The organism is Mesorhizobium sp. C399B (assembly GCF_030323185.1).
Lineage (GTDB): Bacteria > Pseudomonadota > Alphaproteobacteria > Rhizobiales > Rhizobiaceae > Mesorhizobium.
The window spans coordinates 950145-965733 of the sequence record NZ_CP100472.1; the positions used below are offsets into that span (position 1 = coordinate 950145).

Consider the following 15589-nt stretch of genomic DNA (forward strand, 5'->3'; position numbering starts at 1 on the left):
TCACATTTCGGCTATGCAGGTAATATCTTGCCCGGGTTCATGATGTCTTGCGGGTCGAGCGCTTTTTTTATGGAGCGCATGATGTCGACACCATGGCCGAGCTCATGGCGCAGGAAGCCGATCTTGCCCTGGCCGATGCCGTGTTCGCCGGTGCAGGTGCCGTCCATGGCGATCGCCCGCACGTTCAGCCGCGAGACGAATTTCTCCGCCAGCGCGATCTCTTTGGGGTCGTTGACGTCCATCAGCACCAGCACATGGAAATTGCCGTCGCCGGCATGGCCGACGATCGGCGCAACCAGGCCCATCTCGGCAATGTCGGCCTCGGTTTCGGCAACGCATTCGGCCAGCCGCGAGATCGGCACGCAGACATCGGTCGAAAGGCCCTTGGCGCCCGGCCGTAGCGTCAGCGACGCCCAATAAGCATCGTGCCTGGCTTTCCAGAGTTTCGTGCGCTCCTCGGCGACGCTGGTCCAAAGGAATGGCCCGCCGCCATTGTCTTCAGCAATGGCACCGAAGGTCTCGGCCTGTTCGGCGACGCCGGCATCGCTGCCGTGGAACTCGACGAACAGGCACGGGCTCTCGGGATAATCGAGCTTCGAGTAATTCTTCATCGCCCGCATCTGCAGTCCATTGACCAGTTCGATCCGCGCCACCGGAATGCCCATCTGGATGGTCGCGATGACCGCGTTGCAGGCCGCCTCGAGGTTTGGAAACGGGCAGACGCCGCCGGAGATCGCCTGCGGAATGCCTTGCAGCTTCAAGGTCAGCGAGGTGATGATGCCGAGCGTGCCTTCCGAGCCGACCAGAAGCCGCGTCAGATCGTAGCCGGCCGAACTCTTTTTCGCCCGCTTGCCGGTCGTCACCGTCTCGCCATCGGCCATGACGGCCGTCAGCGACAGCACGTTTTCACGCATCGTGCCGTAGCGCACCGCATTGGTGCCGGAGGCCCGCGTTGCCGCCATGCCGCCGAGCGAAGCATTGGCGCCGGGATCGATGGGGAAGAACAGGCCGGTATCGCGCAGGTGCCGATTCAAATCCTCGCGCGTTACGCCAGGCTCGACCGTGCAGTCGAGATCCTCGGGGTTGACCGACAGGATGCGGTTCATGCGCGAGGTGTCGACCGAGATGCCGCCACCCGGCGCGTTGGTGTGGCCCTCCAGCGAGGAACCGACGCCGAAGGCGATGACCGGCACGCGGTGCGCGGCGCAGGCACGTACGATCTCTTGCACCTCTTCTGTCGTCTCCGGGAGCGCGACACCGTCAGGCGCCTGCGTCGGAATATAGGTGGTGGTGTGCGCATGCTGCGAGCGGATCGCCGCGCCGGTCTGGAAGCGTTCGCCGAACTGCTGCTTGAGGATGCCGAGCACCGCCGCAATGCCTTCCTCGTTGCGTTCGACCGGATTGAGGTCGCTCAGAGCCATGAATTCCTCCGCGAATGGACCAGCGTCCATGCTTGTTATGCGATTATGGATGCACATGACGCAATTCCAGGAAAAGTGTGAAGCGGTTTTCCGTCCGGGATTGCGTCAAAACAAAAACTAAAGCGGTTCACCGTTTCCGCGAGACGGTGAACCGCTCTAGTCTCAGCGGCCACGCCCTGTCCAGCACCTGAACTCGGTCCAGCACCAGAACAAGGAAGTTTCCATGCCCATCCCTGCCCCCTTCGTTTCCAAACCGATGGACATCGAGAAGGACTGGATCGACTACAACGGCCATCTCAACATGGCCTATTACAACGTGTTGTTCGACCGCTGCTCGGATGAGGCGTTCGAGGCGATGGGCATGGGGCTGGACTATGTCAAAGAGCGGCGCCTGACCATCTACACGGCCGAAGTCCATGTTTGCTATGTCCAGGAACTGCACCTCGAACACAAGGTCGTCGTATCCTTCCAGCTGATCGATCACGACGACAAGCGGCTGCGGGCCTACCAGGAAATCCGCCATGTCGATGGCTGGCTCGCCGCCACTTCCGAAACCCTGTCGCTGCATGTCGACATGTCCGGGCCGAAAGTCGCGCCCTTCCCCGCCGACGTGCAGGCCAAGGTGGAAGCGATGCGCGCCGCCCACTCTGCACTGCCGATGCCCGAACGCGCCGGCCGTTCGATCGGTATTCGCCGCAGGACCGCTTGAAGCGCTGCTGCGCCCGCGTTAACCTTACCAAGGTTTTAACGTGAACAAGCCATTTGAGCCATTGAACGACTCAGCGGACCGTTTGAGAACGGTGCCATGCGAGTTGCGATGCGGGCGGCGGGCAACAGGCGGTTCGAGGAACGTGCATGAAAACCGACATCAAGGTCGAGGTGGACAGGCTGGCTGCCGATCCGCGCATCACCGACTATGATTTCTGGCGCTCGTTGAAGAACGTCAACAACGAGATCTTCCACATCGCCAACAACAACGAGCCAATCCCCTTCGACATGATCCGCTGGCGCGCCATCCTGAAGCAGGCGCGCATGAAGCGTGGCCACGCCTGACGTTTCCCCTGCCCTGAGAAGCCGACACTGGCGAGCGCCGCCACGGACAATTGCGATCTGATCATTTCTATAGGTCGGCGCCAGCCCTGCTTTCAGCGAATCGGCTACATCCGACAACCTTCAAACCCATTTATTTCAATCCGTTGTGGAACCGGCGATTCGGTTCCGCAAATGGCTGCCTGCGACAAGAAGATCAAGATTGAACCAATTCCACGTCTAAGCCGTTGTGACCCCTGAAAAACGGCTTGGAGTGAAAGCATGGACTGGAAAAGGACCAGGGAACCGGCCGACGCATGGCACATGACGGACAATCTGCATGCCGAGCACGGCAAGGGCGATCCGTTCGCGGCCGCCATCCGCGCCACCCGCATGTCGATGGTCATCACCGATCCCCGTCAGGCGGACAATCCGATCGTCTTTGCCAATGACGCGTTCCTGCGCCTGACCGGCTACGAGCGCGACGAGGTCATGGGCAAGAACTGCCGCTTCCTGCAGGGGCCAGAGACAGACAAGGCAGCTGTGGCTAGCGTGCGCGACGCGATAGCAGCGGGAACCGATATCGCCATCGATCTGTTGAACTACCGCAAGGACGGCTCGACGTTCTGGAATGCGCTCTACATCAGCCCGGTTTCCAACGACAAAGGCGAACTCCTGTTCTTCTTTGCCTCACAGCTCGACGTCTCGGATCGCAAGCGCTCGGAGGATCGCATCACCGCCGACAAGAACCGTTTTGAAAAGGCTGTCAAGGAACGCACACGCGAGCTTGAGGCCGCCCTTGAGGCGCAGACCACGCTGCTGCACGAGGTCGACCATCGGGTGAAAAACAACCTGCAGATGATCTCCTCGCTGATCATCATGCAAAGCCGGGCAATCAAGGATGAAGCGACGAAGCGATCCCTGACCACCATGCTGGAGCGCATCGAGGCGCTGAGCACTGTGCATCGCCGTCTCTACCAGTCAAAGGATGTCAGCCGCTTCGATGTCTCGGATTTCGCCAGGGATCTGGTCACCGACCTGCTGACCGCATCGGGGCGCGCCGAGATCAAGCCGACGCTGGACCTCGAACCCATCGTCATTCCGGCCGAAAAAGCCACGCCTGTTGCCTTGATGGTCAATGAGCTTGTCACCAACGCGCTGAAGCATGCCTTCAAGGAAAAGCCGGACGGCACCACCGCGGGGCGCATCGGCATCAAGATGAGCCAGCCCGACGGCCACTTCAACATCGAGGTTTCCGATGACGGCGTCGGCATGGCCGAGGCCAGTGGCGATGCTTCTTTCGGCATGCGGCTGATCAAGTCGCTTGCCCGTCAGTTGCATGCCGACATCGAATGGCGCGACGCCGGCCCGGGCACAAAGGTCGTCATCTCGATGCCGAACGAACCGCAGCAGAAAGGGAAGCTGTCATGAACGAACCGCTCAAGGTCCTGATCGTCGAGGATGAGGCGTTGCTGGCGATGGAACTGGAAAGCCTCGTCGAGGAAGCCGGCCACAGCGTTGTGGGTTGGGCGACATCGTTGGCCGAAGCAAGAGGTATGATTGATACCGCCGATGCCGATATTGCCTTTGTCGATATCCACCTCGCCGACGGACCAACCGGGGTCGAGGTTGCCGAGCATATCCGCGAGGGTAACCGTTCCATGGTGGTGTTCATGACCGCCAATCCAAAACGCATCCCCGACCATTTCGCCGGCGCGATCGGCGTCATCGCCAAGCCCTACACGATGAACGGACTGGTGTCGGCGTTGCGCTATCTGCAGGAGGGCGTGCGGCGCCCGCCCCCGGTCTCGGTGCTGCCGGCCGGTTTTACGCTGTCGCCGGCCTATGAAAGCGTATGGGCGTCGTCGGCGGCCTGAAGCTTACGCCAGCTTCTCCTTGAGGAAAGCGATCGTCCGTCCCCAGGCGAGATCGGCTGCCTTCTTGTCATAGCGCGCGGCCGAGGTGTCGTTGTTGAAGGCATGGTTGACGCCGTCATAGACATAGACGGTGTATTCGACATGGGCGGCGTCGAGCGCCTTCTTGTAGGCATCGATGCCGGCGTCGATGCGCTCGTCCAGCCCGGCATAGTGCAGCAACAGCGCCGCCTTGATCTTCGCCACATCCTCGGCCTTCGGCTGCATGCCGTAATAGGCGACGCCGGCGGCGAGATCGGGCGCGTTGACCGCCAGATTGTTGACCGTGCCGCCGCCCCAGCAGAAGCCGACAGCACCGACCTTGCCGTTGCCGTCCTTCTCGCCCTTGAGATAGGCGATGGTCGCCACACCATCGGCGGTGACATGGCTGGCGTCGAGCTTGGTGAACATGTCGCGCGCCTTGTCCTCGTCGGCGGGCGTGCCGCCGAGCGGCGACAGGAAATCCGGGGCCAGCGCCACGAACCCCTCCAGCGCAACGCGCCGCGCCACATCCTTGATATGCGGGTTGAGCCCCCTGTTCTCATGCACCACGATGACGGTGCCGAGCTTGCCGGACTGGTCCGCCGGCCTGACAAGATAGCCCTTCATCTCACCGCTGCTGCCGGAATAGGTGATATCTTCAGCCTTCACGCGCGGATCGTTGTCGGCGACGATTGCCGCCTGCGCCGAATTCGCCGCAAGCAGCGGCGCGATCGCGGCCGCCGCCGCGCCCGATCCGGCAAGCCTGGTCAGCTGTTCCATGAATCGGCGGCGGTCGAGCGTCAGATGCGTGTATTCGTCATAGGCATCGATCATCGCCTGGGTGATGGCAGGTTTGGCAGGTTTGACGGCTTCGGCGGTGGGTTTCGTCATGGCGTGCTCCTCGTTAGGAGATGATCTCACGGTCACTCCGGGATGACCTCATGGTCACTCCGGGATGACCTCGCGGTCACTCCGGGATGACTCGCGGATCAAGATAGGGTGCAAGCTCGCACGGTCCAGTCTCGGATGGGTGACGCTTGCGCCATCGAACGATGCGGCGGCCCCGCGGAACGCGCCCATCACATTTTGGTCATTTCAGAGAATGTCGATGGTGCCGCCACAATATGGAAGGAAGCTGATGATGGTCTCGCTCGTAGCGGCGAGCCCGGCGAGAAGGAACAACGCCATGACCTTGTCTACTCCGATCCTTGCAAGCGCGCTCGTGCTTGCTGTTGCTGCCTTGCTGGCAATGCGCTCCGCTGCTGCCGCAGCCGCCGCTCGGATGGTGAATGTCCGCGTCGACCGGCGTCGGCCGTCACCACGCTGATCCAGCAGGCCGAAACAGGGCCGCAGCTAACCAATGAAGTACTGGGCTCCGTGCCCAGCCTCAAAGGCCATCTCTTACGCAAGCTGACCAAGGCTGCTGCTGCCCCTCATCGCCCTGCCGGGCACTTCTCCCCGTATAGTGACGGGGAGAAGGATGCCGTCATCGAATTTCGCCAATCGCCAGCGTTGCAGGAAAGGGCGCCAACGCTGAAGCTGCCCCTTCTCCCCGTCACTATACGGGGAGAAGATGCCGGCAGGCAGATGAGGGGCGGCGCGACATTGCCAGAATATCTGCCGGGCCGATCACCTACCTAAGTCGCATCGCTGCTACTTCGGCAGCGTATAGGCCATCACATAGTCGCCCGGCTTGGTGCCGACCGAGCCGTGGCCGCCGGCGACGATGACCAAGAACTGGCGGCCGTCGGCGACGGTGTAGGTCATCGGCGTCGACTGCCCACCGGCCGGCAGCCTGGCCTGCCAGAGCTGCTTGCCCGATGTCAGGTCATAGGCGCGCAGATAGTCGTCGACCGCCGCGCCCAGGAAGACGACGCCGCCGGCGGTGATCATCGGCCCGCCAATGCCGGGAACACCGACCTTCAGCGGCAAGGGCAACGGCGTCATGTCATAGACGGTGCCGTTGCGGTGCTTGTAGGCGATCTTGCCGGTTCTGAGGTCCGCTCCCGCCACATAGCCCCATGGCGGCGCCTGGCAGGGCACGCCGAGCGGCGACAGGAACGGCCCCATCACCACCGCATAGGGTGCGCCCTCATTGCGGTTCAGCCCCTGCTCGCTGCCGCGCCCCTCATCCGGCGGCGGCACCTGGTCGCGCGGAATGAGCTGCGATTTGAACGCCAGATAGGTCGGCATGCCGAACATCACCTGCCGCACCGGATCGACGGCGACGCCGCCCCAGTTGAATGTGCCGAAATTACCGGGATAGACCAGCGACCCCTGCACCGATGGCGGGGTGTAGCGGCCCTCGTAGCGCAGGCCCTGGAATTCGATCCGGCAGGCCAGCTGGTCGAACATGGTGATGCCCCACATGTCGGCGCCGGTCAGCGGCCTCGGATTGAAGGAGAGATCCGAGACCGGCTGCGTCGGCGACGTGTGATCGCCCTCGACAGCGCCGCCCGGCGCCGGCACTTCCTTGATCGGGATGATCGGCTCGCCGCTGCGCCGGTCGAGCACGTAGAGGTCGCCCTGCTTGGTCGGTCCAACCAGGCCCGGAACGACGCCGGCAGCGGTGGTGATGTCGACCAGGGTCGGCTGTGCCGGCACATCCATGTCCCAGAGGTCGTGATGCACGGTCTGCCGCACCCAGCGCACTTGTCCGGTGGCCAGATCGAGCGCGGTGATCGAGGAGGAAAACTTCTCGACATTGGCGCTGCGGCCCATCCCGAGCTGGTCCGGCGTCTGGTTGCCGAGCGGCACATAGAGCAGGCCGAGCTTCTCGTCGGCGCTTGCCGTCGACCACATGTTGGGCGAGTTGTGGGTGTAGGTCTGGCCTGCCGCCAGCGGCGTTGTCTGGTCCGGATTGCCGGAATCCCAGTTCCACACCAGGGCGCCGGTGTCGACGTCGAAGGCCCGGATGACGCCGGACGGCTCTTGCGTCGAATAATTGTCGTTGACCGCGCCGCCGATGATGATCTTGCCGCCCGCAATCAGCGGCGCCGAGGTCGAGTAATAATAGCCCGACTTCGGATACGGCATGTTGGTCAACAAATTGAGCGTGCCGGCTTCGGCGAAGGACGGGCAGACCTGGCCGTTGGCGGCGTCGAGCGCGATCAGCCGCGCATCCGAGGTCGGCAGATAGACGCGCGTCGCGCAAGGCTGGCCGGCGGCGATCTTGGCATCGGCATAATAGGACACGCCGCGGCAGGTCTGGTGCTGGCGGTCCTTGTCGAGCTTGATCTTGGGATCGAAACGCCATTTCTCCTTGCCGGTGGCGGCATCGATGGCGATGGCGAAATTGTGCGGCGTGCAGATATAGAGCGCATCGCCCACCTTCAGCGGCGTCACCTGGTAGGTGGTTTCGCCGACATCGTCCGGCCCTTTCACGTCGCCGGTCTGGTAGATCCAGGCCGGCTGCAATTTGGCGACATTGTCGGGCGTGATCTGGTCGAGCGGCGAATAGCGCTGGCCAAATTGCGTGCGGCCATAGAAGTGCCATTCACCCGGAGGCACGTTGCCGCCGAGATCGGCAGTCGGCGTCACCTTGTCGGCGCTGAGGTCGCCGGCGATGTCCTTGGGATCGGCCGTCATCGAATAACCGGCGACGGCGAGCGAAGCGAGCACGGCCAGAATGAGCGGCGCTCGCGCGTCGGGGCCGGTCAGGCCCCGCCTTGCCCAAGGCGTCAGCAGCCACAGCGCCAGAAGCACGATGATGCCGCCGCGCGGTCCGAGTTCCCACCAGTCGAAGCCGATTTCCCACACCGCCCAGGCCAGCGTGCCGAGCACGATCGCCGCGTAGAGCCAGAGCGCCGTCGATTTGCGCCGGAAGAGCAGCCATGCGGCGATGAGGAAGGCGAGACCGGTGACGACATAGTACCAGCTGCCGCCCAGCATCGCGAGCCAGACGCCGCCGCCGCCAAGTGCGAGGCCGATGAGGAACAGGATGAGGGAGGTGATGACGACAGCCAAGACGATACTCCTTCGACTGATGCGCATTCCGCGACGCGGCCATGGGCAAAGGTATGCCAATCCTGCCCCCGGCGGTACAACCTTCTCCCGGCCGCCGTGCCTGTCAAGCCGCCGGGGAGCGATCCATGGCGAAACCAAACGGCCATGCCGCAGGCTCCGTTGCGTAACAGGGCGTTTTTCGAGGCCACACGCCCAGGTGGCAATCCCGCCTTGCCGGCATCCGGGTTTTCCAGCAGTCTGCTTTGGACCAACCATCAGGAGCAACCAGAGTGACGTCATTCGCCTCGCCTCTGACGCGCGTAGTCCTTGTCCTCTGTAGCTTCGTCGCGCTCACGGCCGGCACGGTGGCCGCGCCGGCACAGACGCTTAGCGAGATCAACAAGGCAAACGGCTTTCACGAGATGCTGATGGGCATCGGTCCCGGCATCGCCGCAGCCACGAAATCCATACCCGAACCGTTACCGGCAAATTTCCAGGACGCCTTGTCGGTCGCGCTGGAAGGCGCCTTCGACGCAGTCAAAATGGAGACTGCCATCGAATCGCGGATGGCGGACAGGCTGTCGGCCACCGATCTGTCCGACCTCGCAGCGTTTTACGCTTCCCCGTTGGGCAAGCACGTCACCGCTTTGGAAATCCAGTCGTCTGGCCCGGAAGGCAGGCAAAGCAAGAAGACAGAGGGCAAGCAAATCCTCGCCGAGCTTCCGACCAAGGATCCAGCCCGGCTCGAATTGTACCGCAAGATCATCGACGATATCAGCGCTGTCGACACCGGCGAGGCGATAGCGCTGAACATGAGCTACGCGATGGTTACGGGGATGCTGGGCGCAGCCGGAAAGCCTCTGTCGGACGAACAGATCATGGTGCTGGTGCGTCAGCAATCCGTGAAAATTCGCCAGAACATCGAACAGAATGCCATGCAGGGTAGCGCTTATACGTACCGGGATCTCTCGCTCGGCGATCTCAGACTGTACTCGACATTCCTGGCGTCACCCGCGGGCAGCCGCTATTACGACCAGATGCTGACGGCCTTTGGCATGGTGATGACAGAGGAAGCGCGCTCGTTCGGACATCGATTGTTCGTCGCGCTCGGTTACCGAAAGGCCTGAGCCGCAGTATCGGGCACTTTAGCAGAACAAAACGTAGACACTTCTGGTCTTTCGCTCCCGAATCACTACATTCGGGGGAGATGTCCGGCTTTGCGGAAGACATGCCCTTTTTCGACGAACCCAATGCGCGGCCCGCGGCCCCGTCGGGCATAGCCGCGCGCGCCATGGCGGCCCGCAGCGGACCCAACAGCGCGCCCGATTATCTCAACGGCCTCAACCCCGAGCAGCGGCTGGCGGTGGAAACCACCGAAGGCCCGGTCCTGGTGCTGGCCGGCGCCGGCACCGGCAAGACCCGCGTGCTGACCACCCGCATCGCCCATATCCTGGCCACCGGCAGGGCTTTCCCCTCGCAGATCCTGGCGGTGACCTTCACCAACAAGGCCGCGCGCGAGATGAAGCAGCGCATCGGCCATCTCGTCGGCGAAGCCGTCGAGGGCATGCCGTGGCTCGGCACCTTCCACTCCATCGGCGTCAAGCTCTTGCGCCGCCACGCTGAGCTGGCCGGGCTCAAATCCGATTTCACCATCCTCGACACCGACGATGTCGTACGGCTGATCAAGCAGCTGATCCAGGCCGAAGGCCTCGACGACAAGCGCTGGCCGGCCAAGCAGTTCGCGCAGATGGTCGACGGCTGGAAGAACAAGGGCCAAGGCCCCGCCGACATTGCCGAGGGCGATGCCCGCAGCTTCGCCAACGGCAAGGGCCGGGAACTCTACAAGGCCTATCAGGAGCGGCTGAAGACCCTGAACGCCTGCGACTTCGGCGATCTGCTCTGCCACCCTATCCGCATCTTCCGCGCCAATCCGGACGTGCTGAAGGACTACCACAAGCGCTTCAAATACATCCTCGTCGACGAGTACCAGGACACCAACACCGCGCAATACATGTGGCTGCGGCTCCTGGCGCAAAGACCTACCTCCCCCTCGATGGGGGAGGTCGCGCCGCGTAGCGGCGCGGGTGGGGGTGGCAGCGCCGGCGCCAGTCACCCCTCCCCGCCGCTTCGCGGCGACCCTCCCCATCCAGGCGAGGGTAAAGCGCGCTCGGCCAAAGGCCGCATGCCCGACCGGGCGTCCGAGCCGTTGCGAGGGCCCGCGCCGGCAGGCGCGGAACGGCCCGTGAGCGAAAACAAAGTCAACATCTGCTGCGTCGGCGACGACGACCAATCGATCTATGGCTGGCGTGGCGCCGAGGTCGACAACATCCTGCGCTTCGACAAGGATTTTCCCGGCGCCACCATCATCCGGTTGGAGCGCAACTATCGCTCGACCGCGCACATCCTCGGCACCGCCTCGCACCTCATCGCCCACAATGAGGGTCGCTTCGGCAAGACGCTGTTCACCGAGAAGGTCGCCGAGGACGACGAGAAGGTGCATGTCCACGCCGCGTGGGATTCCGAAGAGGAAGCGCGCGCCGTCGGCGAAACCATCGAGACCTACCAGCGTGCCAAGCACAAGCTGAACGACATGGCCATCCTGGTCCGCGCGTCCTTCCAGATGCGCGAATTCGAAGATCGCTTCGTCACGCTCGGCCTCAACTACCGCGTCATCGGCGGTCCGCGCTTCTATGAGCGCATGGAAATCCGCGATGCGCTGGCCTTCTTCCGCGTCGTCGCCCAAGGCGCCGACGACCTCGCCTTCGAACGCATCGTCAATGTGCCCAAGCGCGGCCTCGGCGAAGCCACCATCCGGCAGATCCACGACACGTCGCGTGCGCTGCGCATCCCGATGCTGGAGGCCGCCGCCAAGCTGGCCGAAAGCGACGAATTGAAGCCCAAGCCCCGCGCGGCCTTGCGCGAAGTGGCGGCCAATTTCGAACGCTGGCAGAAAGCGCTGGAAACCACGCCGCACACCGAACTCGCCGAGACCATTCTGGAGGAGAGCGGCTACACCGACATGTGGAAGAACGACCGTTCGGTCGAGGCGCCGGGCCGGCTGGAAAACCTGAAAGAGCTGATCCGCTCCATGGAGGAGTATGAATCGCTGCGCTCCTTCCTCGAACATGTCGCCCTGGTCATGGACGCCGAGCAGAACGCCGAGCTTGACGCCGTCAACATCATGACGCTGCATTCGGCCAAGGGCCTCGAATTCGAGACCGTGTTCCTCCCCGGCTGGGAGGAAGGCCTGTTCCCGCACCAGCGCGCGCTGGACGAAGGCGGCCGCTCCGGCCTGGAGGAAGAGCGCCGTCTCGCCTATGTCGGCCTGACCCGGGCCAAGAAGAACCTGCATCTGTGGTTCGTCTCCAACCGCCGCATCCACGGCCTGTGGCAGTCGACCATCCCGTCGCGCTTTCTGGACGAACTGCCGGAAGCCCATGTCGAGGTCGCCGAAAGCGGCAACTCCTATGGCGGCTACGGCAATTCCTATGGCGGCGGTTCGTTCGCGTCGGGCCGTGGCGGCCAGGGCGCAGGGCGGAAGAACCCCTACGGCGCCTCGCGCTTCGACAATGTCGGCGCGGAAAAATCCGGCGCCTTCTCCAACACCTATGCGACGCCCGGCTGGCAGCGCGCGCAGGCCAACCGCACCGAGGCGACCGACCGCAACTGGGGCTCGCGCTCCGGCCACCAGGTCGAGCGCATCGGCTATGGCGAGACCGACTCCGGCTACGGCGCCGGCCGAACCAGCGTCAAAGGCCGCACCATTGACGGCGAACTGGTCGCCAAATCCGTCGCCGACACGCCGTCGCCCTTCAGCGTCGGCGACCGCGTCTTCCACCAGAAATTCGGCAACGGCAACATCTCCAACATCGAAGGCAACAAGCTGACCATCGACTTCGACAAGGCCGGCCAGAAACGCGTGCTGGACGGGTTTGTGGCGGCGGTGTGAGCGCCCGCTTGTCCTGTTGTCCTACAAGCGACCACATTGTTGTAGTCTGGCGGAGCCCTCCCCGCCTCGTCATCCACGGGCGGAGCAAGGAGCGTAGCGACGCAGCGTAGACCCGAGGATCCATCCCGCGTCTTCAACGCGTTGCCACGGTGCGGAATCCTGCGCAGCTGCACGCCAAGGTCGCGGAATGGATTCCAGGGTCTACGCGACGGAGCTTCGCTCCTGCTCCGCCTTAGAATGACGAAGCGACGGGCGTCTGCCCAGTCGTCGGGGCATGCGGTCCGCAACATGAGCGTCCCCGTCAATTTAGCCCGCCCCTCACCTGTACCGCGCCTGGTTCCACTTGTGCCCCAGCAGCGACAGGATGATGATCAGCCCGTTGAAGAACTGGACGTAGAAGCCGCTCAGGCCCGCCGCCACGACGCCGGTCTGGATGAACGACACGGTGACCGCGCCGATCGCTCCACCGGCAACCGTACCGATGCCGCCCCAGGTCGGCGTGCCGCCGACGAACACCGAAGCCAGCACCGGCAAGAGATAGCCGTCGCCCGCGGTCGGCCACCAGGTGAAGTTGATCATCACCGAAAACGTGCCGGCGATCGCGGCCCCGATGCCGGTGAAGATGAACACTTTCACCCGCACACGCTTGACGTCGATGCCCATTTGCTGGGCGCTGTCGGGGTTGTCGCCGACGACCCTCACCTGCGCGCCGAAGCGGTGCCGGTTGTAGAGCATTGCCGAAAAAATGACGAAGGCGAGTGCCCATAAGACCTGTACCGGAAAACCCCACACCTGACCGGAGAAGATGGTGTACGCCCAGCTGTCGCTGAGACCGGTCAATGCGGTCGATCTGCCCTCGTTGATGATCTGGATCAGTCCCCGCAGCAGGAAATTCATGCCGAGCGTGGCGATCAGCGACGACAGCCCGCCATAAACGACCAGGGATCCGACGAGAAAGCCGAGCAGCGTGCCGGTGAGAATCGCCGCTGCGATGCCGAGAAACGGATCGTAGCCGGCCTGCACCACCAGCGCGAACACCCAGGAGGCAAAGCCCATGGTTGCGGGAAACGACAGGTCGATCTCGCCGCAGGTGACGACGAAGACCAGCGGCACCACCACGAACAGGGCAACCGGCAGCGTGGTCAGCACGGATCTGTAGAGATACCAGGTGGTGAACACGGTCGGGTTGGCGATCAGGAACGCCGCCATCATGATGATGAACACGGCGAGCGTGCCGAGCGCTGCGCGGTTGTCGATGACGAAACCGCGCAGCCAATGGTCGGACGGGTGCTTCCACTCAGGCCGGGCTGCCTTGCCGCCGAGCGGGCTCTGCAGATCGGGTTCCATGGTCTTGCTCATCGTGCTGCCCTCTCCGCGTCGCCGGCCTCGTGCAGCCCCGGCAATCCGCCGGGATGCGCAACGTCTTCCATGAAGTTGATCAGCTCTTCGGCCGACTTGACCTCGGTGCGATCGGCGGTCAGCGCCACCTTGCCGCGGTCAATCACAACGAAGCGGTCGGCGATGTCGAAGACGTGATGGATGTTGTGGCCGATGAACAGGATCGAGCGCCCGCTCGCCCGCACCTGGCGCACGAAATGGAAGACCTTGGCGGTCTCGGTCAGCGACAGCGCCGTCGTCGGCTCGTCGAGGATGATCAGCTCCGCCTGCTTGTAGATGGCCCGCGCGATCGCCACGCCCTGGCGTTCGCCGCCGGAGAGCTGGCCGACGATCGAATGCGGCGTGAACACCTTCGAGGTAAAGCCGATCTCGCGCATCAGCCGGCTCGCCTCCTCTATCTCTTTATTGACCTTCAGAAAGCCCATGAAGCCGGTGAGTTCGCGGCCCATGAAGATGTTGCGCACGATGGTCTGCTGCACAGCCAGCGCCCGGTCCTGGAAAACCGTCTCGATGCCGGCGTCGCGCGAGCGTGCCGCACTCCAGCCGGTCACCGGCTTGCCGCGCACCAGGATCTCGCCGCTGGTCGGCTTGACGACGCCGGACAGGATCTTGATCAGCGTCGATTTGCCGGCGCCATTGTCACCGATCAGGCCAACCACCTCGCCGCGGTCGACCGAGAGATTGACCCCGCCCAGCGCATAGACCTGGCCATAGGATTTGCTGATGTCGCGCAGTTCGATGATGCGTTCGGCCATGGCGATCCTCGCTCCTGTGGTATCATCCGGCCTGGTGCCGGCGGTCCTGCCGGCCGGGCTTGCGCCCAGCCGGCAGTTTGGGAGGTCAGCGCAGCGCCTGCTTGGCGAGCTCGGCGACGATCTCGTAATTCTGCGGCGTGACGAAGCCCGCCCCGGTGTCGACATTCATCGGCGCCAGGCCCAGCACCACCTGCTGGCAAAGGCTGAGGATCGGCAGATAGCCTTGCAGAAACGGCTGCTGATCAGCCGTCAGCTGCACCCAGCCGCCCTTGAACGCCTCGACGATCTGCGGGCTGGTATCGAAGCCGAAGTTGAAGATGTCGCCGGGCTTGCGTCCTGCCGCCTGCATGTAGGTGGCGACGTTGCCCAGCATCTGGCCGCCGGGATAGCCGACCGCCTTGACGTCGGGATTGTTGAGCAGGGCCGCGGTGATCACCGGTATCGCCAGATTGGGGTCGGACGCCCATTCGCCGCTCGGCGGCGACGACAGCTGGATGACCTCGACGCCGGCTTCCTTGAGTGCTGCCACCGTGCCGCGCTCGCGCGCGCCGCGGGCCTCGTTCTCGAACGGGCCGATCATGATCGCCTTGTCGCCGGACTTGAGATTGCCGAGCTTGAACGCTTCGACGCCGAGCGCGCGGCCCTGCTGCTCCTGCTGGGCGCCGACATAGCCGCCGCCGAACGCGTCCACCACCTTCGGCACCGGCACGTTCTGGTACATCATCTTGATGCCGTCCTCATGCGCCTGTTCGGCCAGCGGCATGATCGCGGCGTCGCCCGGATGGCCCATCATGGCAATGCCGTTTGGCTTCACGGCGACGGCCTCACGCAATTGCTGCACCATCTTCTCGACGTCCCACTGCGAGAAGATGTAGTCGACCTTCGGCCCGAGATCGGACGCCGCCTGCTTGGCGCCATTGTAGACGATGGTGCCGAAAGCGTCGCCCTCGGCGCCGCCGACGAAAAAGCGGATGTGGACATCCTTGCACCACTGGGCGTCGAGCGCCTGCGCCGGCAGAGTGGAGATGGCAGCGCACAGCGCCGTGGCGGCGGCCACGACGGTCGAGCGCAGAAGTGTCGTTCTCATTGCGATGCTCATGCACGTTCCTCCCTTTTGTCCTCGGTGAGCCGAGGGGTTCGTCGTTCGCTTTTCGGCAGTGCTTGTCGGCAGTGCTTGGCAATCTGTCAGGCCGGCTC

Annotated in this window: 12 protein-coding genes; 6 read left to right on the forward strand and 6 right to left on the reverse strand. The window is 63.7% G+C overall.

Going from position 1 to position 15589, the window contains the following annotated elements; all coding sequences use genetic code 11:
- Positions 1-11: 11 nt before the first annotated feature.
- Positions 12-1421, reverse strand: a complete 1410-nt coding sequence (locus NLY36_RS04650) for an FAD-binding oxidoreductase (RefSeq protein WP_023735954.1) — start codon at positions 1419-1421, stop codon at positions 12-14.
- A gap of 223 nt (positions 1422-1644) precedes the next feature.
- On the opposite strand from NLY36_RS04650, the gene NLY36_RS04655 reads away from it, so the two are divergent.
- The 4 genes from NLY36_RS04655 to NLY36_RS04670 all read left to right on the forward strand — a co-directional run bounded on the left by NLY36_RS04655 (position 1645) and on the right by NLY36_RS04670 (position 4327).
- Positions 1645-2130, forward strand: coding sequence for a thioesterase family protein (locus tag NLY36_RS04655; RefSeq protein ID WP_023712460.1), 486 nt, complete (start codon positions 1645-1647; stop codon positions 2128-2130).
- 146 nt (positions 2131-2276) lie between these two features.
- Positions 2277-2474: a hypothetical protein gene (locus NLY36_RS04660; RefSeq protein ID WP_013531006.1), complete on the forward strand. Its 198-nt coding sequence runs from the start codon at positions 2277-2279 to the stop codon at positions 2472-2474.
- Between the two features lie 258 nt (positions 2475-2732).
- Complete coding sequence (locus NLY36_RS04665; protein WP_023668314.1) at positions 2733-3881, forward strand: histidine kinase dimerization/phosphoacceptor domain -containing protein; 1149 nt, start codon at positions 2733-2735, stop codon at positions 3879-3881.
- The gene (locus tag NLY36_RS04670) at positions 3878-4327 is read left to right on the forward strand and encodes a response regulator (protein ID WP_023668313.1); all 450 of its coding nucleotides are present in this window, start codon (positions 3878-3880) and stop codon (positions 4325-4327) included. Before NLY36_RS04665 ends, NLY36_RS04670 begins: the two co-directional genes overlap by 4 nt.
- A 3-nt stretch (positions 4328-4330) precedes the next feature.
- Here NLY36_RS04670 and NLY36_RS04675 read toward each other — a convergent pair whose 3' ends face one another.
- Positions 4331-5236, reverse strand: coding sequence for a dienelactone hydrolase family protein (locus NLY36_RS04675; protein ID WP_023735955.1), 906 nt, complete (start codon positions 5234-5236; stop codon positions 4331-4333).
- Between the two features lie 762 nt (positions 5237-5998).
- Complete coding sequence (locus NLY36_RS04680) at positions 5999-8338, reverse strand: glucose/quinate/shikimate family membrane-bound PQQ-dependent dehydrogenase (RefSeq protein ID WP_198020839.1); 2340 nt, start codon at positions 8336-8338, stop codon at positions 5999-6001.
- Positions 8339-8580: 242 nt separating this feature from the next.
- Between NLY36_RS04680 and NLY36_RS04685 the strand changes: the two genes are divergently transcribed.
- Positions 8581-9417, forward strand: a complete 837-nt coding sequence (locus NLY36_RS04685) for a DUF2059 domain-containing protein (protein WP_023735958.1) — start codon at positions 8581-8583, stop codon at positions 9415-9417.
- Between the two features lie 80 nt (positions 9418-9497).
- Positions 9498-12239 carry an ATP-dependent helicase gene (locus NLY36_RS04690; protein ID WP_286461705.1) on the forward strand — a complete coding sequence of 914 codons (2742 nt, stop codon included), beginning with the start codon at positions 9498-9500 and terminating at the stop codon, positions 12237-12239.
- Positions 12240-12557: 318 nt separating this feature from the next.
- Here NLY36_RS04690 and NLY36_RS04695 read toward each other — a convergent pair whose 3' ends face one another.
- The 3 genes from NLY36_RS04695 to NLY36_RS04705 form a co-directional block, all read right to left on the reverse strand.
- Complete coding sequence (locus NLY36_RS04695) at positions 12558-13598, reverse strand: ABC transporter permease (RefSeq protein ID WP_023682111.1); 1041 nt, start codon at positions 13596-13598, stop codon at positions 12558-12560.
- Positions 13595-14392, reverse strand: a complete 798-nt coding sequence (locus tag NLY36_RS04700; protein WP_023668308.1) for an ATP-binding cassette domain-containing protein — start codon at positions 14390-14392, stop codon at positions 13595-13597. The genes NLY36_RS04695 and NLY36_RS04700 overlap by 4 nt, the downstream gene beginning before the upstream one ends.
- Positions 14393-14477: 85 nt before the next feature.
- Complete coding sequence (locus NLY36_RS04705; RefSeq protein WP_023735959.1) at positions 14478-15491, reverse strand: substrate-binding domain-containing protein; 1014 nt, start codon at positions 15489-15491, stop codon at positions 14478-14480.
- Between the last annotated feature and the right edge of the window lie 98 nt (positions 15492-15589).